Here is a 23,889-nt window from a genome sequence, read left to right as displayed (position 1 = left end):
GGCGCCGGCCGGGGAGCCGTCCGCTCCGGTCGCGCTCGCGTTCACGGCACCCGCTGTCCGGCGCGGGCGGGCCGGGCGCCGGCCCGCCCGTCAGTCCCACGGCAGCCGCGCCCGCACCTCGAAGCCGCCGTCCGGTGTCGGGCCGTGGCGGAGGGTGCCGCCGGCCGGGGTGGCCCGTTCGGTGAGGCCGATCAGGCCCTGGCCGGAGCCGGGGACGTGCGGGACCTCGCCGTCGGGAGGCGGATTGCGCACGTGGACGGTCAGCCCGTGACCGGAGCCGCCGGTGACGGTCACGGTGACCTCGGTGCCGGGGGCGTGCTTGCGGGCGTTGGTCAGGGCCTCCTGGACGACGCGGTAGGCGGTGCGGCCCACCGAGGCGGGCACGGCGGCCGGCTCCACGACCCGCTGGGCCAGGGCCACCTTCATGCCGGCCTCGCGGGACTCGGCGACCAGCGTGTCCAGTCCGGCCAGCGTCGGCTGCGGGCGGCCCTCGTCGCCGGCGTCACCGGCGCGCAGCACGCCGATGATCTCCCGCAGGTCCTGGAGGGCCTCATGGGCGCTCTCCCGGATGACGCCGGCGGCCCGTGCCACCTCCTCGCGGGGCGCGTCGGGCCGGAGCTCCAGCGCGCCCGCGTGCACGCTCAGCAGCGTCGGACGGTGCGCCAGGACGTCGTGCATCTCACGGGCGATGGCCTCGCGGGCGAGCCGCTGAGCCTGCTCGGCACGCAGCCGGGCCTCGGTCTCGGCGCGGCGCGCCCGGTCCCGCAGGCTCAGCATGAGCTGCCGCTTGGACCGGACGAACATCCCCCAGCCGACGACGGACAGGCTCAGCACGGCGGAGAAGGCGATGATGCCCAGGTAGGGCAGGTCCGGATCGGGGCGCAGCTTGTAGTGGACCGGGAGCAGCGCGAGCTGGGTTCCGGCGATCCAGGCCACGTACCGGAACGGCCGGTGCACGGCGAGCGTGAACAGGGCGACGAGGCCGGTGCCGGCCGACGTGTCCGACATGAAGCCGACGGGGACCATGGCGGCGGCCAGGGCGAGCGGATGGCGGCGGCGCAGCCAGACCACTCCGCAGGACAGCGCCCCGAGCACCTGGTCGGCGACGGACAGGGCACGCGGCAGGTCCGCCCGGTGGTCGAGGGACTGGGCGGCGGCCAGCCCTACGGCGATGGCCGCGAGGAAGCAGCAGAAGTCGACGAGCCGGTCCCGCGCGGTGCGCCGGGAGCGGCCGGGACTCCCGGCGTCCCGGTCCAGTTCGTCGGCCACGGCGGACGGCAGCCACCATCGCCGTGCGGCCCACACCGGTGCCTCACTCGTCGTCGTCCCGCTCTGCGTCACAGTCGACACATCTACGCACCGGCCGCGCCCTGCCGACCCCGCGCGGTGCACGGCACCGTCCGAAGTCACGGCGCCATCGACTTTCGGCTGTCCGCCCCGGCCGGGCCACCGACCTTCGGCACCGAGCGCCGGCCCCGCGGCCGATGTGCGTGGGGGGTCCGCGGGGCCGGCCTCGTGCTCATCAAGAAGGTGCTGGAGATCGTCGGGTTCGTCGCCCTGGTGCAGGGCGTGCTCGGGCTCGTCCGGGAGTTCACCCACTGGCACGTGGGCATGATCGGGCGCCTGCCCTTTCTCCACGACTACGAGGCGTTCGCGAGTTTCGTCCTGATCGTGCTCGCCTGCGCCCTGTTCGCCGTCACCGACAGCGGCGGACCGCGGCCGCGCGCCCGGAAGACCGAGCCGCCGCGCGCCGCGGGGCCGCGACCGCCGTGCACCGACGGCCGTGAGCCGTGACCCGGCGGTGACGGCCCGGGGTCAGCAGCCGAAGTCGATCAGGTCGAAGGTCGCGTAGTGGTCCGCGGTGTAGTAGTCCTCCTGGTACTTCTCACCGGTGACGATGCGCCGGGCGCCGCGGGTGGGCGAGCCCGGGGTGACGACCGTGTACTCGTGGTAGTAGCCGGTCGACTGCCGCGGCAGCACGCCCTCGCGGTTCTGGAAGACGCTGCCGTCCTCCTCGTAGGGGAAGGGGCCGCCCCGGTCGATCAGGTCCAGGGTGTCGTGCGCCTGCGAGGGCAGATCGCTGTAGCAGATGCTGCCGACCGAGGCCGCGGCGGCGTCCGCCGGGCCGGCGCTGATGGTGCCGCCCACAAGGAGGGCGGACAGCAGGGCGCCCGCGGCGCCGAGACGCGTGAGGTGTGGGGGGAATCTCATGGACTCATGATGACGCGCGTAGAGCATGGCATGTCAACGACAACTCCGTGGAGTTTCCCGGTATGTCCGGTGAAGCGGCCGGCCGCCGGGTTCACCTCCTGTTCGCCGCGGCGGCCCGGCGGACCCGCGGTCCGGCCCAGGTCACCGCGGCGCGGTCAGCGGTCCTCCCAGGTCGCCGCGCCCCCCGTGGTCATCCGACGTGCGTGGAGAACAGTCCGCCCGTCGGCCCCTGCTTGTCGCCGCCCTGGGCCTTCTTCAGGGCGTTGGCGAGGCTTTCGATGGTGAGGGACTGCAGGATGACCCGGCCGTCGCCCTCCAGGGTGGCCAGGGACAGGCCCTCGCCACCGAAGACGGCGTTCATGATCCCCTGGCGGTTGAGGCCGCCGACACGCTGGACGCCGTAGCGGATGCCCTCCTCGAAGGCGACCACGCAGCCGGTGTCCACCTCGATGCGGCCGCCGAAGTCGGCGGGGTTGAGGTCGATGAAGTTGCCGGCGCCCGCGATGATCACCGTGCCGTGTCCGGTGAACTTCTCCAGCACGAAACCCTCGCCGCCGCTCATGCCGGTGCGGCCGCCGGTGAAGGCGATGCCGAAGTCGACGGTGGACTCCGCGGCGACGAAGGCGTCCTTCTCCGCGAACCACGCGCGCGAGCCGTCCAGCTCCAGCGCGCGCATCTCGCCGGGCAGCACGCCCGCGAAGCCCACGGTGCCCTGGCCGCCCTGGGAGGTGAAGTACTGGAACGCCAGCGACTCGCCCGCCAGGACGCGCTGGCCCACCTGCATGGCCGTGCCCGCCCGGCGCCCGCGGGAGGGGGCCGGGGGGGGCCGGCGGGGGCCGCGGGCGGGACGCCTCGGGCGCGCTGTTCGGTGGGGGGGTGCGTGGCCCTGCAGCAAGAGACGGTCGGCGCGGCCCAGCGGAGGGCGGGCGGGCGGCGGCGGGCCGGCCAGACGGTGTGGGGCGAGGCCGGGCTGCAGCTGCACGACCGCCATCTGCATGGCGTTGCCGACGATCTCTTGCTGAAGGGTCACGCACGGCACAACGGAAAAGCGGACCGGAGAGTTCCGGACGCCGGCCCGCGCCGGGCCGAGAGGGCCGGCTCGCGCGGGCCGAGGGGCGCGGAAGGCGGCGCAGGGCGCACCGGTGCTGTCAGGCCGGGGCGCCCTGCGAGTCGGTCCGGCGGCCGTCACCGTGCCGCCCGGTCCGGAATCGGGCGGTGAGCCGCCCGGCCCGAAGGCGGGTCAGCCGCCCAGTTCCTGGTGGCGGGCCGCCAGGCGCGTCGCCCCCTGCTCGGTCAGGGAGCCGAACAGGCGCAGCCGGGAGATGCCGCCGTCGGGGAAGATGTCCACGCGCGCGTGCGTGCCGACGGCGGGCGCGGACAGCACGAAGCGGTGGTTGGTGTCGGGCTGCAGACGGGTGCGCGGCAGCACCTCGCGCCACTCGCCGTCCTCACCGTCCTTGACCGACACCGACGCCCAGCCGGCGCTGTTGCCCTTGAGGTAGGCGGTGTCGATCTCGATGGCGCGGATCTCGGACTGGGCGACCAGCCGGTAGCGGATCCAGTCGTTGCCCTGGTCGCGGCGGCGGCGGGTCTCCCAGCCGTCGTCCATCTTGCGGGAGCGGCCCGGCTGGATGGTGTTGGTGGCCGGCGAGTAGAAGAGGTTGGAGGCGTCCTCGACCCGGCCGCCGTTCTCTAGCGCGACCACGTCGAAGGTGCCGAGCACCTCCAGCCACTTCGGGTCCGGCACGACCTCGCCGTACACGCGCAGCCGGGCGATGCCGCCGTCGGGGTGCTGCTTGACGCGCAGGTGCGTGAAGCGCTGCTCGACGTCCACCTCGAAGCCGTTGGCCGCGTGGCCGCCGACCGAGGTGCGCGGCACGAGGGTCGTCCACTTCACGTCGTCGGCGAGGAGTTCCTCCGGGGAGGGGGAGCCCTCCACGCAGGTGCCCTCGACGGAGACGGCCTGCGGGTAGTTGCCGCGGAAGTGCGCGGTGTCGACGACGATGCCGCGGACGACGCCGGGGGCGCCGAGGCGGATCAGCGCCCAGTCGTGGTCGTCCTCGGTGGGCCAGGGGTGCTCGGCGGAGACTCCGCGGCGGCGGCGGGTCTCCCAGCCGTCCATGATCTTGCCCTTGTGCCCGAAGTGCTCCGGGTCGAACTCGGCGCGCTCGGGCACCAGCAGGTTCTCGCGCTGCGCGAAGAACTCGTCGTTGGCGGCGATGACCCCGGCCCCGAGGCGGCGGTCGGCGAGGTTGGCGTGCTGGGTGAAGGGGAAGTCGGCGGTGCGGTAGTCCGCGTACGGGTCACCGCCTCCGTAGGGGTTCGCGTCGCCGGTGAAACGGGGAGTCGCCGTCACGGTGATCAGGTCTTCCTTTCTGGAGTCGGCCGCTGCGGATGCGGGTGCACGCGCAGGTCGGGACAGGTGGCTCAGTGGGGCCGGGTCAGCAGGCGGCCCTTGGGCTCGGTGAACTCGCCGCCCGCGACGATGCGCTCACCGCGCAGCCAGGTGGACTTCACCACGCCGTACAGGGTCCGGCCCGCGTACGCGGTCACGCGGTTGCGGTGCTGGAGGTGGGCCGGGTCGACGGTGAAGGTCTCGTCGGGGGCGAGCACGGCGAAGTCCGCGTCGCGGCCGGGCTCGATGGCGCCCTTGCGGTCCAGGCCGGCCAGGGCGGCGGTGCGCTGCGACATCCAGCGGACGACGTCCTCGAGGCTGTGGCCGCGCTCGCGGGCGGCGCTCCACACGGCGGGCAGGCTGACCTGGAGACCGGAGATGCCGCCCCAGGCGGTGGCGAAGTCGTCGGTCTTGAGGTCGGCGGTGGAGGGCGAGTGGTCGGTGACGATGCAGTCGATGGTGCCGTCGGCGAGCGCCTGCCAGAGCAGGTCCTGGTTGGCGGCCTCGCGGATGGGCGGGCAGCACTTGAACTCGCTGGCGCCGTCCGGGACCTCCTCCGCGGTCAGCGTCAGGTAGTGCGGGCAGGTCTCGACGGTGATCCGCACGCCCTCGGCGCGGGCCTCGGCGATCAGCGGCAGGGCGTCGCTGGAGGACAGGTGCAGCACGTGCACGCGCGCGTTCAGGCGCTTGGCCTCGGCGATCAGCGTGGCGATGGCGGTGTCCTCGGCGTCGCGCGGCCGGGAGGCGAGGAAGTCGGCGTACTTGGGGCCGCCGTGCTGCGGGGCGGCGGCGAGATGGTGCGGGTCCTCGGCGTGCACGATCAGCAGGCCGTCGAAGCCGGCTATCTCCGCCAGCGACGTGGCGAGCTGGTCGCGGGTCAGGTGCGGGAACTCGTCCACGCCCGAGGGCGACAGGAACGCCTTGAAGCCGAAGACGCCGGCGTCGTGCAGCGGGCGCAGGTCCTTGACGTTGTCGGGCAGGGCGCCGCCCCAGAAGCCGACGTCGATGTGGGCCTTGTCCCGGGCGACGTCCTGCTTGATCCGCAGGTGGTCCACCGTGGTGGTGGGCGGCAGCGAGTTGAGCGGCATGTCGATCAGGGTGGTGATGCCGCCGGCCGCCGCGGCGCGCGTGGCGGTCCAGAAGCCCTCCCACTCCGTGCGGCCCGGGTCGTTGACGTGCACGTGGGTGTCGACCAGGCCGGGCATCAGGACGTCGTCGCCGAGATCTTCCAGGCGGGCACCGGCCGGCACCGGGGCGTCGTAGGGCAGGACGGCCGTGATCGTGCCGTCGGCGACCGCGACGGACGCGGCGCGCGTCCCCTCGGGCGTGATGACACGCGTCGAGCGCAGCACCAGTTCAGCGTCGGACACCCGAACCTCTCTTTCTGCCACCCGCCGGCGGGCGGAGCGCCTGCGCCACCGCACACCTGCGGAAAACGGGCTGTACGCACAGGTACACGCCGGTACGCACACGCACACCCATGTAACGGACTTCAACGTTCTGTTGAAGGAGTCTTCACTCCCGCCCGGACCCCGTCAAGGGGCACACTGCTGCACGGCAGCCCGCTGGATGCGCTCTGGACGTTTCCACAAAGCGGAATTACAATTCCGACAGACAGAACGTAGTTCCGTACAGGCGGGGAGTCAACCGTCTCCCCGATAGGCTTTGGGCTTCCTGCCAGCCCCGAAAGGAACGCGCCGTGCCGACGTCCAGCGCCAGCACCAACGACTCCGCCAAGTCCACCTCCAGCGGCGGCGTCCAGTCCCTGGAGCGCGCCTTCGACCTGCTCGAGCGCATGGCGGACGCGGGCGGCGAGGTCGGCCTGAGCGAGCTGTCCTCGGCCAGCGGACTGCCGCTGCCCACCATCCACCGCCTGATGCGCACGCTCGTGGCCTGCGGATACGTCCGCCAGCAGCCCAACCGGCGCTACGCGCTCGGCCCCCGGCTGATCCGCCTGGGCGAGTCCGCCTCCCGGCTGCTGGGCCCCGGGGCCCGCCCCTACCTGGCCCGGCTGGTCGACGAGACCGGCGAGACGGCGAACATGGCGCTGCTCGACGGCGACGAGATCGTCTACGTCGCCCAGGTGCCCTCCAAGCACTCGATGCGCATGTTCACCGAGGTCGGGCGCCGCGTGCTGCCGCACTCCACCGGGGTGGGCAAGGCGCTGCTCGCCCACACCCCCGAGCACGAGGTGCGCGCCCTGCTCGCCCGGACCGGCATGCCCGCGGCCACGGACAAGACGATCACCACTGCCGACGGCTTCCTGGCCGCCCTGGAGGAGGTCCGCCGGCTCGGCTACGCCATGGACGACAACGAGCAGGAGATAGGGGTCCGCTGCCTGGCGGTGACCATCCCCGACTCCCCCACCGCCGCCGCCATCTCCATCTCCGGCCCGGCCGGCCGCGTCACCGAGGCAGCGACCGAACGCATCGTGCCGGTCCTGCAGCAGGTGGCGAAGGAGCTCTCCCAGGCCCTGGCCAGCTCGGGCGCGACGGCCTGACCCGAGCGCCGCGCAACGGCCCCGGGCCCGCCCCGGTGCCGCTTAGGCACCGGGGCGGGCCCGTCTCGCATGCCTTACGCATGCCGTGCCGCACGGCGCGGCCTAGCCCCCGCCGACAGGGATCCGGCCCGCCCGTCACGGCGGCTCGCGGTGATCCGGGCCAGTCGGCGGCGATCCGGGGCAGCCCCACGACAACCCTCGGTGATCCTGCCCGCCCGTCACGGGGGCCGACGGTGGTCCGGACCGGCGCCGGCATCACAGCAGCCGACGGTGATCCGGGCCGGCCAGCATGACAGCCGGCGGTGATCCGACCCGCCCGCCACGACAAGTCGATGCGATCCGGGCAGACCCGTCACGCAGCCCGCGGTGAGCCGGGCCACCCATCACGGCAGCCCGCGCGATCCGGCCCGTCCGTCACAGCGGCCTGCCGTGCTCCGGACCGGCGCCGGCCATCACGGCAGCCGGTCGCGATCCGGGCCGGTGTCAGCCGTCACGGCAGCCGGCCGCGGTCCGGTCCACCCGTCGGGGGTGTCAGCGGCGCGGCGGCTCGCCGAACAGGTCCACCGCGGCGCGCACCTCCGCCAGGCCGTGGGCGAGCGCGCTGACCGAGCCTATCGATCCGGCGATCAGCAGCAGGGAGCGGCGCAGCCGCGGGATCTCGGGCAGTCCACCGGCGGCCATCGCGGCGAGTGCGGCCAGCTCGTCCTCGGCTATGGCGCGGTCGGGGAACTCCGCGGGATGCGCGGCCAGTTCGCGGCGCAGCCGGGACACGGCGGTGCGCAGTCCCGTCACCCTGGGATCCTCGTCGCTGCCGGTCACCGGCCTCTGTTCCAAGCTCCGCAACACAGCCCTCCCCCTCGCACTCCGTCGTGCGCAGTTGCCGGATGCGGGCCAGTAAACGCCAACCCGGGCCGCACGCGCCACTGTGCGGGCCGAAATTCAGCCCACCGAGGACCCTCGGTTCGACGGAGCGTCAGGTATGCAGGACCCATGACACGCACACAGGCCACAGTGGAGGAGGTCGCCGGGCTGGTGCTGGCGGCCGGCGGCGGGCGGCGGCTCGGCGGGCGGCCCAAGGCGCTGCTCACGCACCGGGGCCGGCCGCTGGTGGAGCACGCGGTGGGGGTGCTGCACGCGGCCGGCTGCGCGCGGGTGCACGTGGTGCTCGGCGCGCGGGCGGACGAGGTGCGGCGGCGCGCCCGGCTGGAGGACTGCGTCCTGGTGGACAACCCGGACTGGGAGCAGGGCATGGGGTCCTCGCTGCGGGCCGGGCTGGACTCGCTGGCCGGTACGGGCGCGCGGGCGGCCCTGGTGTCCCTGGTCGACCAGCCGGGGATCGGGGCGGCGGCGGTGAGCCGGGTGCTGGCCGCCTTCCGGGACGAGACGTCGCTGGTCTCGGCCGCGTACGACGGCGTGCGTGGCCACCCCGTGCTGTTCGGCGCGGCGCACTGGGCGGGCATCGCGGCGCGTGCGACCGGTGACCGCGGGGCACGCGCCTATCTGAAGGCGCACGAGGACGCGATCGAGCTGGTCGAGTGCGCGGACGTGGCGCAGGCGTACGACATCGACACCGAGGCCGACCTGCGGCACCTTGCGTGAACACGGTGGCACCGAGCGCCACGTTTCCTCGACTCAGAGAATCTCGACGTCAACAAACCATTGAAGTTCCACGATGAGGAAACTACTATCCACTGACCAGAAGCGCCTGACCGCACAGCGGGTGCTTTTCTCCCCATTCACACGCTCTGGCACCCGGTGCCACCGCTGAAGGAAGTGACAGCTCATGTCCGCACCAGCGCCGTCCCCGCTGGCCATCGTCGACGCCGAGCCCCTGCCCCGGCAGGAGGAGGTCCTCACCGACGCGGCGCTCGCCTTCGTGGCGGAGCTGCACCGGCGGTTCACGCCGCGCCGCGACGAACTCCTCGCCCGCCGCGCGGAACGCCGCGCCGAGATCGCCCGCACCTCCACCCTCGACTTCCTGCCCGAGACGGCCGCGATCCGCGCGGACGACTCCTGGAAGGTCGCCCCGGCCCCCGCGGCGCTGAACGACCGCCGGGTCGAGATCACCGGTCCCACGGACCGCAAGATGACCATCAACGCGCTGAACTCGGGCGCGAAGGTCTGGCTCGCCGACTTCGAGGACGCCTCCGCCCCCACCTGGGAGAACGTCGTCCTCGGCCAGCTGAACCTGATCGACGCCTACACCCGGAACATCGACTTCACCGACCCGCGGTCCGGCAAGTCCTACGCGCTGCGCCCGAACGAGGAGCTGGCCACGGTCGTCATGCGGCCGCGCGGCTGGCACCTGAACGAGCGTCACCTCGTCGACGCCGACGGCAAGCAGGTGCCCGGGGCCCTGGTCGACTTCGGCCTGTACTTCTTCCACAACGCCCAGCGCCTGCTCGACCTCGGCAAGGGCCCGTACTTCTACCTGCCCAAGACGGAGTCGCACCTGGAGGCCCGCCTCTGGAACGAGATCTTCGTCTTCGCCCAGGACTACGTCGGCATCCCGCAGGGCACCGTCCGCGCCACCGTCCTGATCGAGACGATCACGGCCGCGTACGAGATGGAGGAGATCCTCTACGAGCTGCGCGACCACGCCTCGGGGCTGAACGCCGGCCGCTGGGACTACCTGTTCTCCATCGTGAAGAACTTCCGCGACGGCGGCGCGAAGTTCGTCCTGCCGGACCGCAACGCGGTCACGATGACCGCCCCGTTCATGCGGGCGTACACCGAACTGCTGGTGCGCACCTGCCACAAGCGCGGCGCGCACGCCATCGGCGGCATGGCGGCGTTCATCCCCTCCCGCAAGGACCCCGAGGTCAACAAGGTGGCCTTCGAGAAGGTCCGCGCCGACAAGGACCGCGAGGCGAACGACGGCTTCGACGGCTCCTGGGTCGCCCACCCCGACCTGGTGCCGATCGCCATGGAGTCCTTCGACAAGGTCCTCGGTGACAAGCCGAACCAGAAGGACCGCCTGCGCGAGGACGTGGCCGTCAAGGCCGAGGACCTGATCGCCATCGACTCCCTGGACGCCAAGCCCACCTACGGCGGCCTGGTCAACGCCGTCCAGGTCGGCATCCGCTACATCGAGGCCTGGCTGCGGGGCCTGGGCGCGGTCGCCATCTTCAACCTCATGGAGGACGCGGCCACCGCCGAGATCTCCCGCTCGCAGATCTGGCAGTGGATCAACGCCGGCGTCGTCCTGGACAACGGCGAGAAGGTCACCGCCGACCTCGCCCGCAAGGTCGCCGCCGAGGAGCTGGAGAACATCCGCGAGGAGATCGGCGACGAGGCGTTCGCGGCCGGTCACTGGCAGCAGGCCCACGACCTGCTGCTGCAGGTCTCCCTCGACGACGACTACGCCGACTTCCTGACGCTGCCGGCGTACGAGCAGCTCAAGGGCTGAGCGCACGGACCCGGGCGGACGCCGCGGGCCGGGTGACCGGGTGGTCGCCCGGCCCGCGGCGTCGGCCGCGCCGCGTCCGCCTCACCCCAGGTGGACGGACCAGTCCTGTTCCGCGGCCGGCTTGCCGTGCAGGTCGGGCACGCGCTTGAGCCAGTCCGGCCGCCCCGCCCGGGTGCGCGCCGCCCGCCGGGCCTCCTCGGCCGCCAGCTCCTCCCGGCTGGGGAAGCAGGTGGGCAGCCAGGCCGCGGACGCCGCCACCCGCGCGGCCAGGTAGTCGACGTAGGCGTCGCGGACGGCCCCGGCCCCGCTGAATCCGGGCTCGCCCTCCAGCCAGGCGTCCGGGACCTCGGCCAGCACCTCGGCCAGCAGCTCGCGCGTCACCTTCGGCGCCAGCTCCGCGTCGGCGGCCCGCACGTCCGGCGCGTAGCGGCCCAGGGCGTGGTGCCGGAAGTCGTACGCCTTCTCGGGCGCCGAGGTGTCCCAGCGGTGGTGGAAGACGAGCGCGGCGCCGTGGTCGATGAGCCACAGCCGCGGCGGCGCGATGCCGAAGGTGGGCCAGAGCATCAGGTTGGAGCTGTGCACGGTGCGGTCCACGTTGGCCGTCAGCGCGTCCAGCCAGACGATCCGGCCGGCCTCCAGCGGGTCCACCGGAAAGTGCGCGGCCACCTCGGGCGTGAAGTCCCGCGCGCCCGGCAGGTAGTCCATGCCCAGGTTCACCCCCTGGCTCGCGTCGAGCAGGTTGCGCACCTCCTGGTGCGGTTCGTGCGCGGCCAGCTGCGGATCGAAGTGCACCAGGACCAGCTCCGGGAACCGCAGCCCGAGCGCACGTGCCAGCTCGCCCACGACCACCTCGGCGACCAGCGCCTTGCGCCCCTGCGCGGCCCCGGTGAACTTCACGACATACGTACCGAGGTCGTCGGCCTCCACGATCCCGGGGACGGAGCCACCGGAGTGCAGGGGGGCGACGTAGCGGGTGGCGGTGACCTCGGTGAGCATCCGTCCAGGCTATACGCCTGCACCCCGCGGATCGGCAGCCCGAGTCGGCGAGGACGAAGTAGCCCGGGGAGGTCTCCTTGAAGGGTGTGGGAGTAGTTGTTGTCGGTGCAGCACCGGGGCGCGGTGCCGGTGGTGGTCGCCGTGACGGCGGCGGAGGGAGCCCCGGCGGTACCGGCGGAGTCGACCGCGGCGACGGTGGAGCGGTAGGAGGTGCCGGCGGACAGGCCGGTGTCGGTGTACGACTGTACCGCGACGGCGCCGGGGAGCTGGAGCACAGGCAGGCCGTCACGGCCGGCGGGAGTGGACCGCCGTTGCGGCGGTCCGCCTCGGCCTGCCGGAGCGGGCGCCGCGGTGACGCCGGCCGGTGATCGGGCGCGGGTGGGCCGGGTCAGTGCTCTGCGGCCCCGGGGGCGGTCAGGCGCCGGTACAGCTCCCAGCTCGCGCGTTCCCCCCAGTTGTGCAGCAGCTTGCCGTCCTCGCGCCCCGCCCAGACGGCGGTGCCGGTGAACGAGATCGGGCGCCCGTCGGGCTCGGTGCCCATGACGCCGTTGTTGCGCCCGTGCACCCGCCAGCGGGAGGCGACCCGGCTGCCGTCCTGGTTCTGGAAGGTCTCGATCACCTCCAGCCTGAGGTCGTCCACCTGGTCGAGGAACGCCTTGATCCAGGCCTTGAAGTTCTCCCGTCCCTCGATGCGCTCACCGGCGTTGGTGATGACGAAGTCCTCGACGACGAAGTCGTCGGCCTTCTCCGGGTCGTGCGCGTTCCACACCTGCTCCCAGAACGCCTCCACGACGTCTACGGAACTCGCGTGTGCCATGCCGTCCTCCACAGGTCGTCTTCCGTCGGCGTGACCGGTTCTGCGCGCCGACGCACGTTGCCACCATACATACATGTATGTATGGTCGGGGATGTGGAACGCTCCCCCGACACCAAGGAACGCCTGATCGAAGGCACCCGTCAGCTGCTCTGGGACCGCGGCTACGTGGGCACGAGCCCGACCGCCATCCTGCGCCGCTCCGGCGTGGGCCAGGGCAGCATGTACCACCACTTCCGCGGCAAGCCCGACCTCGTCCTGGCCGCCGAGCGCCGCAGCGCCGAGCTGATGCAGGCCCAGATCCGCGAGGTGTTCTCCGGTGAGGGCACCGGCCTGCAGCGGATCGTCGCCTACCTGCTGCTGGAACGCGACGTGCTGCGGGGATGCAGCGTCGGCCGGCTGGCGGGCGACCCGGAGATCGTCGCGGACGACGCGCTGCGCGAGCCCGTCCGGGAGACCTTCGGCGTCCTGCGCCGCTGCCTGGCCGAGGCCATCGCCGAAGCCCAGGCGGCCGGCGAGCTGGACCCGGGGCTGCGCCCGGAGCACACCGCGGCCGCCCTCGCGGCCGTCGTCCAGGGCGGCTACGCGCTGGCCCGCGCCGAGCAGTCCACCGAGCCCTTCGACCGCGCGATCCGGGGCGCCCTGGACCTGCTCGGCGTCGGCGCGCGGGACGCGGACCGAGCCGGCGGACCGTCGTCCTGACCGGGCGAACCCGAGCGGGAGCCGGCCGGCCGCCTCGACGTACCGGGTGCGCCGCCCCGCGAACCGGCCGGCCACCTCAAGGAACCGGATGCGCCGCCGCGGCGGACGAGCGGTCCGTCCGCGTGGCTCATCCCGTCCGGTCCTGCCGAGCCGGCCGCAGGAGCGGGTTCGGCAGCGGACGGTAGCGGGCCGCCGCGCCGTCCGCGCCCGTCCAGCGCAGCAGCAGGTTGGTCTTGCCGGGCAGGGTCGGCGCGGTGAGCAGTGCGGGGATCTCGGGCAGGTCGTGGCGGCCCAGCTCGCGGCGGACGGCGGGCCACGGGTCCAGGCCCGGGCAACGTTCCGCCAGCGCCGCGGCCATCTCGCCGAGGTGGTTGACGACCAGGCAGTACACCAGCCGTTCCCAGCCGGCCGCGCGGGTCACCTCCGGCAGCAGTTTCACGCCCTCCGCGTCCCGGAACAGCGCCTGCACGGGCAGCCCGGCGGCGTCCACCGCGACCAGCGAGTTCTGCAGGTGGGCCTCCAGGACGACGCCGTGCCGCGCGAAGGCCGCCAGGACCGGCGGCACCACCTGCCGCAGGTAGGCCGCCCACCACCTGGCCGGATCCACCGGGCCGTCCAGCGGGTGGCCGTCGCAGCCCTCGGCCAGGGCGGCGGCCAGCAGCGGGGTCGCGCCGGGCAGCAGGTGTCCGGCGAGGCCGTCGCGCACGACGACGGCGAGTTCCTCGAAGGCGAAGGCCGCGGTGCGGTAGCCGCGGTCGCTCAGCCAGGCCGCCGGGCCGCCGAGCGCGGCGAAGGCGCCGGTGGCCGCGGTGTCCGTGCGGCGCAGCCTGAGCAGGTCGTGCCGCCACAGCCGTCGTACGTCGTTGGTGATGCGCACGTCCAGGCTGAACTTCAGGAACAGGTCGGGGCCGGGGGCGTGCACGGTGCGGATCGCGGCGGTGGGCCACACGTCGAAGGGGGTGCTGCCCAGGCGGAGCAGGCGGCCGTCGGCGAAGGCGCCGGCCAGGTCGCGGCCCACCAGGTCCAGCTGCCAGGGGTGGGCGGGCAGCAGTCGGTAGCCGGGCGGTGCCTGGCCGAGCGCGTCGAGCGCCGTGGTGTCGCCCTCCTCCGCCACCAGGTCCGCGCGCACCCCCAGCAGCACCAGTGGGAAGCGGGCGTGCGCCTCGGGCGCGTACGGCAGCCAGGAGGCGACGGGGCCGCCGCCGCGCGCCTTGGGCGCGGGGTGGTAGGGGTGGCCGGTCAGGAGCGACTGCTCGGAGCGCAGGTAGGCATCGTCCGGGGGTGCCGTGCGCGCGCGGGCGGTGAGCAGCGCGGCCACCGCCTCCCGGCTGTCGAGCATCTCGGCGGGCAGCTCGTCGTTGGACAGGCCCGTGTGCCGGCGCAACTCCTCGGCCACCAGTTTGACCAGTTCCGTGTGGCCGAGGCGCTGCCAGCGGCCCGCCGTGAACACCTCCGGCCGGACCGGGCGCCGCCCGCCGTGCACACGCAGCAGCCGGCCCCCGCCCGGCAACCGGTACACCCGGTGCCCCGCCGGGTCCGGGCGGGCCTCGGCCACCTCGCGGATCAGGCAGTTCAGCACGGGCGCGGCGGCGTACGCGTCGGCGCGCTCCGCGACGTCGTCGCCGGGCGGCATCACATCCACGCGTTCCCCTTCGTCGGCCTTCCGTCCGCACCGTGTCCCCGCGTCACCCTGTCCCCAGGGTGACCGCACGGTGCGAAAGCGATCAGTATGTCTACCCGGAGCGCGTCACCGTGACGCCCGAGCCGAGCGAGGAGGCCGACCGTGCACCGTGTCGCGACCGCCGAGGAGGCCGTCGGCGAGGAGCTGGCGGCCGTGCGCCCCTGGCTCGTCCCACGCTACGCAGCCGAGCTGGCCGGCGCGCGGGCGTCGGTGCTGACCCGGCTGTGGCGGGCGCTGGCCCACGAGCCGCTGCCCTGGATCACCGCGCGCGAGCGGGTCCGCGACGGCCTGGTGCTGCGGCTCGGCGACGGCCGCACGCTGTCCGGGCCGCCGGCCGACCCGTACGCGACGTCCGCCTACGTCACCGTCGTACGTCTGGGCGAGAGGGCCTACGACGATCCCGCGCGTCTGACGGCCGCCCTGGCCGTGCCGCACGGCGACGGCCTCGCCGCGGAACTGGCGCACTGCGTCGCCTCGTTGGCGCTGTCCCGCGCCAACCGGCCGGAGGACCACCCGCACGGGTGGCCCGCGACGGACTGGGAGGGGGAACAGCGGGTGGTCGACGGTCACCCCTATCACCCGGCCTGCCGTGCGCGGCTCGGCTTCTCGGTGGCCGAGCAGCTGGCGTACGGTCCGGAGCACCGGCCCGTGGTGGAGCTGGGCCTGCTGCCGGTCCCGGCGCGGGAGTGCCTGGTGTCCGGGGCGTGGCCGGAGCACCTGCGCGAGCGGGGGCGGCTGCTGGTGCCGGTGCATCCGTGGCAGGCGGAGCACGTCCGGGGGCGCCCGCGCACGGGCGGCGTGCTGCCCGCGCACCCGCGGATGTCGCTGCGCACCCTGGCCCTGCCGGCCGGCGGCCCGCACGTCAAGACGGCGCTGTCGGCCCGGCTGGCGTCCTCGGTGCGGGACATCTCGGTCGGTTCGGTGGCGGGGTCGGCGGCCCTGTCGGCGTTCACGGCCGACCTGGCGGAGCGTACCGGCGGGCTGCTGTGCGTCACCCGTACCCTGGGCGCGGCCACGGCCCACTCCCCCGACCTGGCGGCGCTGTGGCGGGAGTCGCCGCAGGTCTACGCGGCGCCCGGCGAGCACGTGCTGCCGGTGGCCGCCCTCGCCGGAACCGGCCTGCCCGGCTCGCCCGCCTGGACGGCCGCGTTCGCCCGCCTCGCCCTCACCGCGGGCCTGCGCATGCTGGAGCTGGGCGTGGCCCTGGAGGCGCACGGCCAGAACCTGCTGGTCGTGCTGTCCGGGACGGGCAGCCCGGTGCGGCTGGTGTACCGCGACGTCGCCGACATCCGCGTCAGCCCCGCCCGGCTGGCCCGGCACGGCATCCGCGTACCGGACCTGCCCGCCCGGAACCTGACGGACGATCCGGTCGCCCTGCGGCGCAAGCTGTTCGGCTCGCTGGTCGCGGGCGCGCTGGCGGCCACGGCCGGTTCGGCGGCGGCGCTGCGGGCCGCGCTGGAGCCGGCCGTACGGGACCTGCCGCGCACCCCGGACACCGAGGCGCTGTGTGAACTCCCGTTGCCGGCGAAGGCGCTGACGCTGATGCGCCTGTCCCCCGGCACTCCCGGCGACCGGTGGACCATGCTCCCCAACCCGCTGACGCAGCTCGTTTTGGAACCGGGCAGGACTGATCCATAAGATCCACCGATGATCACAAGACAACGGCTGGCGGCGGGAGTCTGTGCTCTGCTCGCCGCCCTGACGGCCGGGATCGCCTTCCCCGCCGGCGCGGTCGCCGACGGCGAACCGGACGGCCAGGCCGCCCCGAAGGTCGAACTCGTCCTGGACGTCAGCGGTTCGATGCGCACACGGGACATAGACGGCGGGTCGCGGATGGCCGCGGCCAAGCAGGCGTTCAACGAGGTGCTGGACGCCACGCCGAAGGAGGTCCAGCTCGGCATCCGCACCCTGGGCGCCGACTACCGGGGCAACGACCGGAAGACGGGCTGCAAGGACACCGCTCAGCTGTACCCGGTCGGCCCGCTGGACCGCACCGAGGCGAAGACGGCCGTGGCCACACTGCAGCCGACCGGCTGGACGCCGATCGGGCCGGCGCTGCTGAAGGCGGCGGACGATCTGAACGGCGGCGACGGCACCCGCCGGATCGTCCTGATCAGCGACGGTGAGGACACCTGCCAGCCCCTGGACCCCTGCGAGGTGGCCCGCGAGATCGCCGCCAAGGGCATCGGCCTGACCATCGACACCCTCGGCCTGGTGCCGGACGCCAAGACCCGCGACCAGCTCAGCTGCATCGCGGACGCGACCGGCGGCACGTACACCTCCGTGCGGCACAAGGAGGAACTGACCGACCGGGTCGGCCAGTTGGTCGACCGGGCCGCCGACCCGGTGGTCACGCCCGTGGCCACCGAGGGCGCCACCGACTGCGCCAAGGCGCCCGAGCTGAAGTCGGGCCTGTACACCGACCGCGAGGAGTTCGGGCAGCAGCGCTGGTACCGGGTGGACGTCGATCCCGGGCAGGAGCTGCGCGCGTCGGTGAGCGTCGCCGACGACCGGGCCGTGAACCCCGACTACGGAGTGCTGCTGCGGGCGGTGACCGTGCACGGCCGGGAGATCGTGCGCGGCGAGGCGGCCGGCACCGGCCGCACGGACGTGATCTCCACGGGCCTGCGCTACCCGCGGCCCGAGAGCGACGACGACAACGCCCCCGCGGAGACGGTGTGCCTTCAGGTCACCAACTCCTTCTCCGCGGCGCCGGGCGTGAAGACCACGCCGGGCCTGCCGCTGGAGCTGACCGTCGACGTGGTGGACGGGCCGGACAAGGCGCGTGACGTGGCGGCCTTCGGGCTGGGCCGCGGCTGGTGGCTGCTCGGCGTGCTGGTGGTGGTCGGCTTCCTGGCCGGACTGGTGTGGGGCTGGCTGTCGCGCTGGCGGGTCGCTGTGTGGAGGACGAACTGATGCGTGCGATACGAGCGTTGAGCGCCGCGCTGCTGGTGCTGGGACTGGCCGCCGCACCGGCGGCCGCGGACGCCTCCGCCTCCGCGAGCCCGTCCGGCGACGGCAAGGCACCGGCCCAGGCGGGCACGTCGTTCCGTACCGCCACGGAGATCGAGCAGGGGCGGCAGGCCACCGCGAACGGCTCCACCGGCGACTACTTCTACTGGTCGTTCCCGGCCGACGCCGGGCAGCGCCCCACCGTCCACGCGACGGTGAAGCTGCCGCAGCAGCACACCACGCAGACCTGGCAGGTGGACGTGTACGACGGCCTGCGCCGCCGCCAGGCCTGCCAGTACGGCGCCCAGACCCGCACCGCCGCCGCGGGCGCCGCCTCGGTGGACCTGACGTGCGTGCTGCGCACGGTGCGCGCCTGGTCGGAGCCGTGGGCGAACGATCCGCTGCCCGGCACCTACTACATCCGGCTCACCGTCGTGGGCCTGGCCTCCTCCGACCTGGGTCTGCCGGTGGCCGCCGAGGTCAGGGCGGACTCCAAGGACATCGGCGGCGCGGCGGCGGTGGACGGCTCGCTGGCGAAGCCGCTGGTGCCGGGGATCGCCGTCACCTCCCAGAAGGACGGCGACGACGACCGGCACGCGGTGCTGTCGGACATCAGGCCGGACGGCGGCTGGTCGTCCGGCTGGTGGTCGGACCGGTGGGTGTGGACCGGGATCGGTGCGATCCTGGCCGCGCTCGCCGGCATCGGCGGGTACGCGCTGACGCGCGGCTCGGGGCGGCCCTCACGCGTGCCGCCGGGCGTCTGACCCGCGCCCCAGAACCCGGCAAGGCCCGTCCCGCTCAGGGGCGGGCCTTGTGTCATGCCGCCTCCCGCAGGGCCTTGGCCGGGGTGCCGTCCCCGGTGACGGTCACCTGCCCCCGCCGCACCGCGTCCGCCAGGCCCGCTTCCCCGCGGGCGAGGGCCGTGCAGGTGGCGGAGTCGAGGACCAGCCGGGCGTCGGGCTCGGCGGGCGCCGGACCGTCCCCGTAGACGGGCGTGTCCTCGCCCGCGCCGACGTACAGGTGGAACACGCCTTCCTCCAGCCGTACTTCGACGACGCCTTCGCCCTCGCAGCCGGCCAGGGCGCGCAGCAGGGGCAGCGCGAACCAGTGCGCCCGTACCGCGTCCGTGGGGCGCGGCTCGCCCAGCTCGCCCTGCCCCCACTCCCCCAGCGCCTGCAGCACGGGCAGCAACGCCCGTCCCCGCCGGGTGAGTTCGTAGACGTAGGCGGCGCCGGGCGGCGGCAGCCGGCGGCGGGTCGTCAGTCCGTCGCGCTCCATGTCCTTCAGCCGGGAGGCCAGGACGTCGGTGCTCACCCCCGGCAGGTCGGCGTGCAGGTCCGTGTAGCGGCGGGGGCCGGCCAGCAGTTCGCGGACGATCAGCAGGGTCCAGCGGTCGCCCACGAGGTCGAGCGCGCGGGCGGCGGAACAGTACTGGTCGTAGCTTCGGCGAGGTGACATGCGACGCAGTCTAGACACGTTGTTGGACTTTCCAAGCTCCCACTTGGTAAAACCAAGCAACACGAGTTCCCGGAGGGGCGCATGGAGTTCCGGCAGTCGAACAAGCTCAGCGAGGTCTGTTACGAGATCCGCGGCCCGGTGATCGAGCACGCGAACGCGCTGGAGGAGGCGGGCCACAGCGTGCTCCGCCTGAACACGGGCAACCCGGCGCTGTTCGGTTTCGAGGCGCCCGAGGAGATCCTCCAGGACATGATCCGGATGCTGCCGCAGGCGCACGGCTACACCGACTCGCGCGGCGTCCTCTCCGCCCGCCGGGCCGTCGCCCAGCGCTACCAGAACCTCGGCCTGGAGGTCGGCGTCGACGACGTCTACCTCGGCAACGGCGTCTCGGAGCTGGTCTCCATGGCCGTGCAGGCCCTGGTCGAGGACGGCGACGAGATCCTCATCCCCGCCCCCGACTTCCCGCTGTGGACGGCCGTGACCACCCTGGCGGGCGGCAAGGCGGTCCACTACCGGTGCGACGAGCAGGCCGACTGGAACCCGGACCTGGCCGACATGGCCGCGAAGATCACCGACCGCACCAAGGCGGTGGTGATCATCAACCCGAACAACCCGACCGGCGCCGTCTACCCCAAGGAGGTCCTGGAGGGCATCCTCGACCTCGCCCGCCGACACGGCCTGATGGTGTTCGCCGACGAGATCTACGACCAGATCCTCTACGACGGCGCCGTGCACCACTCCACCGCCGCGCTCGCCCCCGACCTGGTGGTCCTCACCTTCTGCGGCCTGTCGAAGACCTACCGCGTGGCCGGCTTCCGCTCCGGCTGGCTGGTGGTGACCGGCCCCCGGCAGCACGCGCGCGACTACCTGGAGGGCCTGACCATGCTGGCCTCCATGCGCCTGTGCGCCAACGCGCCCGCCCAGTACGCCATCCAGGCCGCGCTCGGCGGCCGGCAGTCCATCCACGAGCTGACCGCGCCGGGCGGCCGGCTGCACGAACAGCGCGACGTTGCCTGGCGCAAGCTGAACGAGATCCCGGGCGTGTCCTGCGTCAAGCCCAAGGGCGCCCTGTACGCCTTCGCCCGTCTGGACCCCAAGGTCCACAAGATCCACGACGACGAGAAGTTCGTCCTCGACCTGCTCCTGCGCGAGAAGATCCAGGTCGTCCAGGGCACCGGCTTCAACTGGCCCGAGCCCGACCACTTCCGCATCCTCACCCTCCCGCACGCGGACGTGCTGGAGACGGCGATCGGCCGGATCGGGCGGTTCCTCAGCGGATATCGGCAGTGACCGGCCGGCCGTCATGACCCGCAGGCCCCCCGCACCGGCCGGGGACGGCCGTCCGGCCCAGTCCGCCCTGCGGGACGCGGCCCCCGTGTGACACGGTGCTGGGGAGGCGTCAGGAAGGGACGGCGGACGTGGGTGATCTCCTTCTCGTCCGGCACGGGGAGACCGAGTGGTCGCGGTCCGGGCGGCACACCGGGTGGACGGACGTGCCGTTGACCGCGCACGGCCGCGAGGAGGCGCGGCGGCTGGCACCGCTGGTGCGCTCGCTGCCGGTCCGGGCGGCGTTCGCCAGTCCCCGGCAGCGGGCCCGGGAGACCGCCGGACTGATCGGCCTCACCGACGTGCGGATCGACCCGGACCTGCAGGAGTGGGACTACGGCGGCTACGAGGGGATCACCACCGCGCAGATCCAGCGGGAGCGGCCGGAGTGGTTCCTGTTCACGGACGGGGTGGCGCCGGGCCCGCCGGACCATCCCGGGGAGAGCCCCGAGCAGGTCGGGGCGCGGGCGGACCGGATGCTGGCCAAGGCCCGGGCGGTGGACGCCGGGAGCGAGGAGGTGGTGGTGCTGGTGTCGCACGGGCACTTCCTGCGGGTGCTCGCCGCGCGGTGGCTTCGACTGCCCGCGTCGGCCGGTGCGCTGTTCCAGCTGGGCACCGGGGCCCTGTGCCGGCTGGGCATCGAGCACGGGCGGCCGGTGATCGCGGGGTGGAATGTCAGACCTGCGGCGTAGCCTGCGGAGCGGGTGGCAGACCCGCTGACCGCGCCGCAGGAAGGAGCACGCCGTGACCCGACCGCCGACCGCCGCGCAGCGGCGTGTCATCGACGCCGCCGACCCGGTGACCGGGCGGCTGCGCGGGACGCCGGCGCAGTTGGCGGCGCTGGTGAAGCGGGGGCTGGCCTTCCGGCATCCGCGTCCGCCGCACGACCACTTCCTCACCCCGGCCGGGCACCGGATACGCGAGACACCCGTGACGGCTGCGCCGCGGCCGGCTGCCGCGCAGCCGGAGGCCGGCGTCTTCACCGCCCGCGTCGGCGGCGAGGAGGACGCCCCGCAGGACGGGCCGGCCCGCCTGCGCGAGGTGCACAGTGCCTGGCAGGGGCTGCTGGAGCTGCGCCGGATGACGAACCGGGACGGGGCGGCCGACCGGCCCTGCGGGTGGGAGCGGTCGCATCTGGTGCAGGCCGCGGCGCTGGCCCTGGAGGCGGCCGGCCACCACCCGGCCAGGCCGGACGGCGACGGCTACCGGGTCCGGGCGACCGGGCAGCCGGAGGCGGTCGCCGTGCACGGGCCGCCGCAGGCCCTGCGGGAGTGGGCGGCCACGCTGGAGCGGGCCGGATGGCAGGCCGGGGAGTACACCGAGCCCCGGACCCGAAGGCGCTATCTGCTCGCTTCGCCCCGGCGGGTGTGAGGGGCGTGCGAGGATCGCCGGGCAGTGCGAGACAGGCGAAGGGGACGTGATGAGCGAGCCGTTCTCCGTGCGGGTGACCGTCCGCGGGTACGAGACCGATGTCCAGGGCCATCTGAACCAGGCCGTGTACCTCAACTACGCCGAGCACGCCCGCTGGTCCCTGCTGCAGGCCGCCGGGATCACCCAGGCCGGCCTGCTCGCCCGCGGGGTGGGCCCGGTGGTGCTGGAGACGACCCTCCGCTACCGGCGGGAACTCCTCGCCGGCGACGAGGTGGACGTCGGCTGCGCCTTCGAGTGGAGCGGCGGCAAGACGTTCCGGATCGAGCAGACGATACGCAAGGCGGACGGCACGGTGGCCGCCGAAGTGAGCGCCGTGGGCGGCCTGATGGACCTCAAGGCCCGCAAGCTGGTGCCCGACCCGCGCGAGCGCTTCAAGGAACTGGCCGCCGATCCCGGCCTGTTCGGGTTGTAGGCGCGCCTAGGGCGTGGCCGGACGGGCCGGTGCGCGCGCTCGGGGGTACGGCGGCGTAACGTGCCGTACCCCCGAACCGGGCCCCCTGCGGGGCGTGCGGTCAGTGCGTGCCGGCCGGCTGGGCGGCCGAGTCCGCGATGTCCTTGCCGCCCTCCATCGGGTGGGTGACGTCCTCCGCGTCGCGGTTCTTGCCGAGGTGGTTGAAGAGCAGGTTCAGCAGGACGGCCACCACGCAGCCGGTGGAGATGCCGGAGTCCAGGACGATCCGGGCGGTCTCGGGGAAGGCGTCGTAGAACTCCGGCTCGGTGATCGGGATGATGCCGACGGCGAGGGAGACGGCGACGATCAGGACGTTGTTGTCCTTGTCGAGGCCGGCCCTGACCAGGGTCTGGATGCCGCTGGCGGCGACCGAGCCGAACAGGACCACGCCGGCGCCGCCGAGCACCGGGCGCGGCACGACGGCGATGAGGGAGGCGGCCATCGGGCACAGGCCCATCAGGACCAGGAAGCCGCCGCCGACGGCGACGACGAAGCGGCTGCGGATGCGGGTCATCGCCACCAGGCCGATGTTCTGCGCGAACGCGCTGCACATGAAGCCGTTGAACAGGGGGCTGAGGGCGGAGCCGAGCGTGTCGGCGCGCAGGCCCGCCTTGATGGTCTCCTCGTCGGCCGGGCGCTCCACGATCTCGCCGAGGGCCAGCATGTCCGCGGTGGACTCGGTCATCGACACCACCATCACCACGCACATCGAGACGATCGCGGCGATGTGGAACTGCGGCGCGCCGAAGTGGAACGGGGTGGGGAAGCCGACGACGTCGGCGTCCGCGACGGGGCTGAAGTCCGTCACACCGAAGGGGATCGCGATGACCGTGCCGGCGATCAGGCCGATGAGGACGGCGATCTGCTTGACGAAGCCGCGGGTGAAGCGGCGCAGCAGCAGGACGATGACCAGGGTGATGCCGGCCAGGGTCAGGTATTTCACTGAGCCGTAGTCGTGCCCGGCGGGGTTGGGCCCTTGGGCCCAGCCGAAGGAGACCGGCAGCAGCGAGACACCGATCAGGGTGATGACGGAGCCGGTGACGACCGGCGGGAAGAAGCGGACCGCCTTGCAGAAGACGGGGGCGGCGAGGAAGCCGAGCAGTCCGGCGACGATGACCGCGCCGAAGATGATCGGCAGGGCGTCGGACTTGTCCTTGGTGGCGGCCACGACCGCGGTCATCGGGGCGACGCCGGCGAAGGTGACGCCGTTGACGAAGGGCAGGCGGGCGCCGATCTTCCAGACGCCCAGGGTCTGCAGGAAGGTGGCGAGGCCGGCGGTGAACAGGCAGGCGCCGGTCAGGAAGGTCAGCTCGGTGCCGGACAGGCCTACGGCCGCGCCGACGATCAGGGGTGGTGCGACGACTCCGGCGTACATGGCGGCCACGTGCTGCAGGCCGCTGGTCGCCATTTTCAGGGCGGGGAGTTTTTCGTCTACGGGATGGGCGGCCACGGCGGATCCTCCGGGCGGTTAACACGTCGTCGTCGACGTGGGTTTCATGGAGGTGGTGCGTGTGGGGTCCCTGCTCCGGCGACGGCGGGAGCATGGGGAGGGACCCTGGGGGG

Annotated in this window: 22 protein-coding genes and 1 pseudogene; 12 read left to right on the top strand and 11 right to left on the bottom strand. The window is 73.6% G+C overall.

Features of this window, described 5'->3' with window-relative positions; translation table 11 throughout:
* Positions 1–90: 90 nt before the first annotated feature.
* Positions 91–1,350 (bottom strand): sensor histidine kinase, encoded by a 1,260-nt coding sequence (locus GV126_RS26075; RefSeq protein ID WP_419796016.1) that lies wholly within the window; start codon positions 1,348–1,350, stop codon positions 91–93.
* Between the two features lie 165 nt (positions 1,351–1,515).
* Here GV126_RS26075 and GV126_RS26070 point away from each other — a divergent pair, with 165 nt between their 5' ends.
* Positions 1,516–1,794, top strand: coding sequence for a hypothetical protein (locus GV126_RS26070; RefSeq protein ID WP_159671387.1), 279 nt, complete (start codon positions 1,516–1,518; stop codon positions 1,792–1,794).
* A gap of 21 nt (positions 1,795–1,815) precedes the next feature.
* Here the strand turns inward: GV126_RS26070 and GV126_RS26065 are convergent, their stop codons facing one another.
* The 4 genes and pseudogenes from GV126_RS26065 to allB form a co-directional block, all read right to left on the bottom strand.
* Positions 1,816–2,211 carry a guanyl-specific ribonuclease gene (locus GV126_RS26065; RefSeq protein ID WP_159671384.1) on the bottom strand — a complete coding sequence of 132 codons (396 nt, stop codon included), beginning with the start codon at positions 2,209–2,211 and terminating at the stop codon, positions 1,816–1,818.
* Positions 2,212–2,401: 190 nt separating this feature from the next.
* A pseudogene (locus GV126_RS26060) lies at positions 2,402–3,007 on the bottom strand (AIM24 family protein); the annotation flags it as partial.
* Positions 3,008–3,451: 444 nt separating this feature from the next.
* The gene (alc, locus tag GV126_RS26055; protein ID WP_159671378.1) at positions 3,452–4,567 is read right to left on the bottom strand and encodes an allantoicase; all 1,116 of its coding nucleotides are present in this window, start codon (positions 4,565–4,567) and stop codon (positions 3,452–3,454) included.
* A gap of 71 nt (positions 4,568–4,638) precedes the next feature.
* Positions 4,639–5,976, bottom strand: coding sequence for an allantoinase AllB (allB, locus tag GV126_RS26050; protein ID WP_159671375.1), 1,338 nt, complete (start codon positions 5,974–5,976; stop codon positions 4,639–4,641).
* A gap of 329 nt (positions 5,977–6,305) precedes the next feature.
* Between allB and GV126_RS26045 the strand changes: the two genes are divergently transcribed.
* Positions 6,306–7,106: an IclR family transcriptional regulator gene (locus GV126_RS26045; protein ID WP_159671372.1), complete on the top strand. Its 801-nt coding sequence runs from the start codon at positions 6,306–6,308 to the stop codon at positions 7,104–7,106.
* Between the two features lie 531 nt (positions 7,107–7,637).
* Here the strand turns inward: GV126_RS26045 and GV126_RS26040 are convergent.
* A complete protein-coding gene (locus GV126_RS26040; RefSeq protein WP_028424718.1) occupies positions 7,638–7,925 on the bottom strand; it encodes a DUF5955 family protein in 288 nt (95 codons plus the stop codon).
* A 171-nt stretch (positions 7,926–8,096) separates the two neighbouring features.
* On the opposite strand from GV126_RS26040, the gene GV126_RS26035 reads away from it, so the two are divergent.
* Positions 8,097–8,705 (top strand): nucleotidyltransferase family protein, encoded by a 609-nt coding sequence (locus tag GV126_RS26035; RefSeq protein WP_159671366.1) that lies wholly within the window; start codon positions 8,097–8,099, stop codon positions 8,703–8,705.
* Positions 8,706–8,889: 184 nt separating this feature from the next.
* Entirely contained in the window at positions 8,890–10,515 is a 1,626-nt protein-coding gene (aceB, locus tag GV126_RS26030) for a malate synthase A (protein ID WP_159671363.1), read from the top strand.
* 81 nt (positions 10,516–10,596) lie between these two features.
* Here the strand turns inward: aceB and GV126_RS26025 are convergent, their stop codons facing one another.
* Together GV126_RS26025 and GV126_RS26015 are read right to left on the bottom strand one after the other, a co-directional pair.
* Positions 10,597–11,511 carry a HipA family kinase gene (locus GV126_RS26025; RefSeq protein WP_159671360.1) on the bottom strand — a complete coding sequence of 305 codons (915 nt, stop codon included), beginning with the start codon at positions 11,509–11,511 and terminating at the stop codon, positions 10,597–10,599.
* Positions 11,512–11,899: 388 nt separating this feature from the next.
* Positions 11,900–12,328, bottom strand: coding sequence for an ester cyclase (locus GV126_RS26015; RefSeq protein WP_159671357.1), 429 nt, complete (start codon positions 12,326–12,328; stop codon positions 11,900–11,902).
* A 93-nt stretch (positions 12,329–12,421) separates the two neighbouring features.
* Here GV126_RS26015 and GV126_RS26010 point away from each other — a divergent pair, with 93 nt between their 5' ends.
* Positions 12,422–13,027, top strand: a complete 606-nt coding sequence (locus tag GV126_RS26010) for a TetR/AcrR family transcriptional regulator (RefSeq protein ID WP_236570107.1) — start codon at positions 12,422–12,424, stop codon at positions 13,025–13,027.
* A gap of 127 nt (positions 13,028–13,154) precedes the next feature.
* Here the strand turns inward: GV126_RS26010 and GV126_RS26005 are convergent, their stop codons facing one another.
* A complete protein-coding gene (locus GV126_RS26005; RefSeq protein ID WP_159674099.1) occupies positions 13,155–14,660 on the bottom strand; it encodes an IucA/IucC family protein in 1,506 nt (501 codons plus the stop codon).
* Between the two features lie 150 nt (positions 14,661–14,810).
* Between GV126_RS26005 and GV126_RS26000 the strand changes: the two genes are divergently transcribed.
* From GV126_RS26000 to GV126_RS25990, 3 genes are read left to right on the top strand one after another with little or no spacing between them, the layout of a single operon-like run.
* Positions 14,811–16,346, top strand: a complete 1,536-nt coding sequence (locus tag GV126_RS26000) for an IucA/IucC family protein (protein ID WP_159671351.1) — start codon at positions 14,811–14,813, stop codon at positions 16,344–16,346.
* 9 nt (positions 16,347–16,355) lie between these two features.
* Positions 16,356–17,624 carry a VWA domain-containing protein gene (locus tag GV126_RS25995; RefSeq protein ID WP_159671348.1) on the top strand — a complete coding sequence of 423 codons (1,269 nt, stop codon included), beginning with the start codon at positions 16,356–16,358 and terminating at the stop codon, positions 17,622–17,624.
* On the top strand, positions 17,624–18,424 hold the full coding sequence (locus GV126_RS25990; protein WP_159671345.1) for a hypothetical protein: 801 nt from the start codon (positions 17,624–17,626) through the stop codon (positions 18,422–18,424). The genes GV126_RS25995 and GV126_RS25990 overlap by 1 nt, the downstream gene beginning before the upstream one ends.
* Before the next feature lie 52 nt (positions 18,425–18,476).
* Here the strand turns inward: GV126_RS25990 and GV126_RS25985 are convergent, their stop codons facing one another.
* Positions 18,477–19,118, bottom strand: coding sequence for a winged helix-turn-helix transcriptional regulator (locus tag GV126_RS25985; protein WP_159671342.1), 642 nt, complete (start codon positions 19,116–19,118; stop codon positions 18,477–18,479).
* Between the two features lie 81 nt (positions 19,119–19,199).
* On the opposite strand from GV126_RS25985, the gene GV126_RS25980 reads away from it, so the two are divergent.
* From GV126_RS25980 to GV126_RS25965, 4 genes are all read left to right on the top strand, one after another.
* The gene (locus tag GV126_RS25980) at positions 19,200–20,408 is read left to right on the top strand and encodes a pyridoxal phosphate-dependent aminotransferase (RefSeq protein ID WP_159671339.1); all 1,209 of its coding nucleotides are present in this window, start codon (positions 19,200–19,202) and stop codon (positions 20,406–20,408) included.
* A 128-nt stretch (positions 20,409–20,536) separates the two neighbouring features.
* Entirely contained in the window at positions 20,537–21,136 is a 600-nt protein-coding gene (locus tag GV126_RS25975) for a histidine phosphatase family protein (protein ID WP_159671336.1), read from the top strand.
* A 52-nt stretch (positions 21,137–21,188) separates the two neighbouring features.
* Entirely contained in the window at positions 21,189–21,815 is a 627-nt protein-coding gene (locus GV126_RS25970) for a hypothetical protein (protein WP_159671333.1), read from the top strand.
* A gap of 49 nt (positions 21,816–21,864) precedes the next feature.
* Positions 21,865–22,287, top strand: coding sequence for an acyl-CoA thioesterase (locus GV126_RS25965; protein WP_159671330.1), 423 nt, complete (start codon positions 21,865–21,867; stop codon positions 22,285–22,287).
* Positions 22,288–22,387: 100 nt separating this feature from the next.
* Here the strand turns inward: GV126_RS25965 and GV126_RS25960 are convergent, their stop codons facing one another.
* Complete coding sequence (locus GV126_RS25960) at positions 22,388–23,776, bottom strand: nucleobase:cation symporter-2 family protein (protein ID WP_159671327.1); 1,389 nt, start codon at positions 23,774–23,776, stop codon at positions 22,388–22,390.
* Positions 23,777–23,889: the final 113 nt, after the last annotated feature.

It is taken from the genome of Streptomyces mexicanus, assembly GCF_902506575.1.
Classification (GTDB): domain Bacteria; phylum Actinomycetota; class Actinomycetes; order Streptomycetales; family Streptomycetaceae; genus Streptomyces; species Streptomyces mexicanus.
Note: the sequence above shows the minus strand (reverse complement) of the source record. Positions and strands in the feature narration are given on the sequence as shown.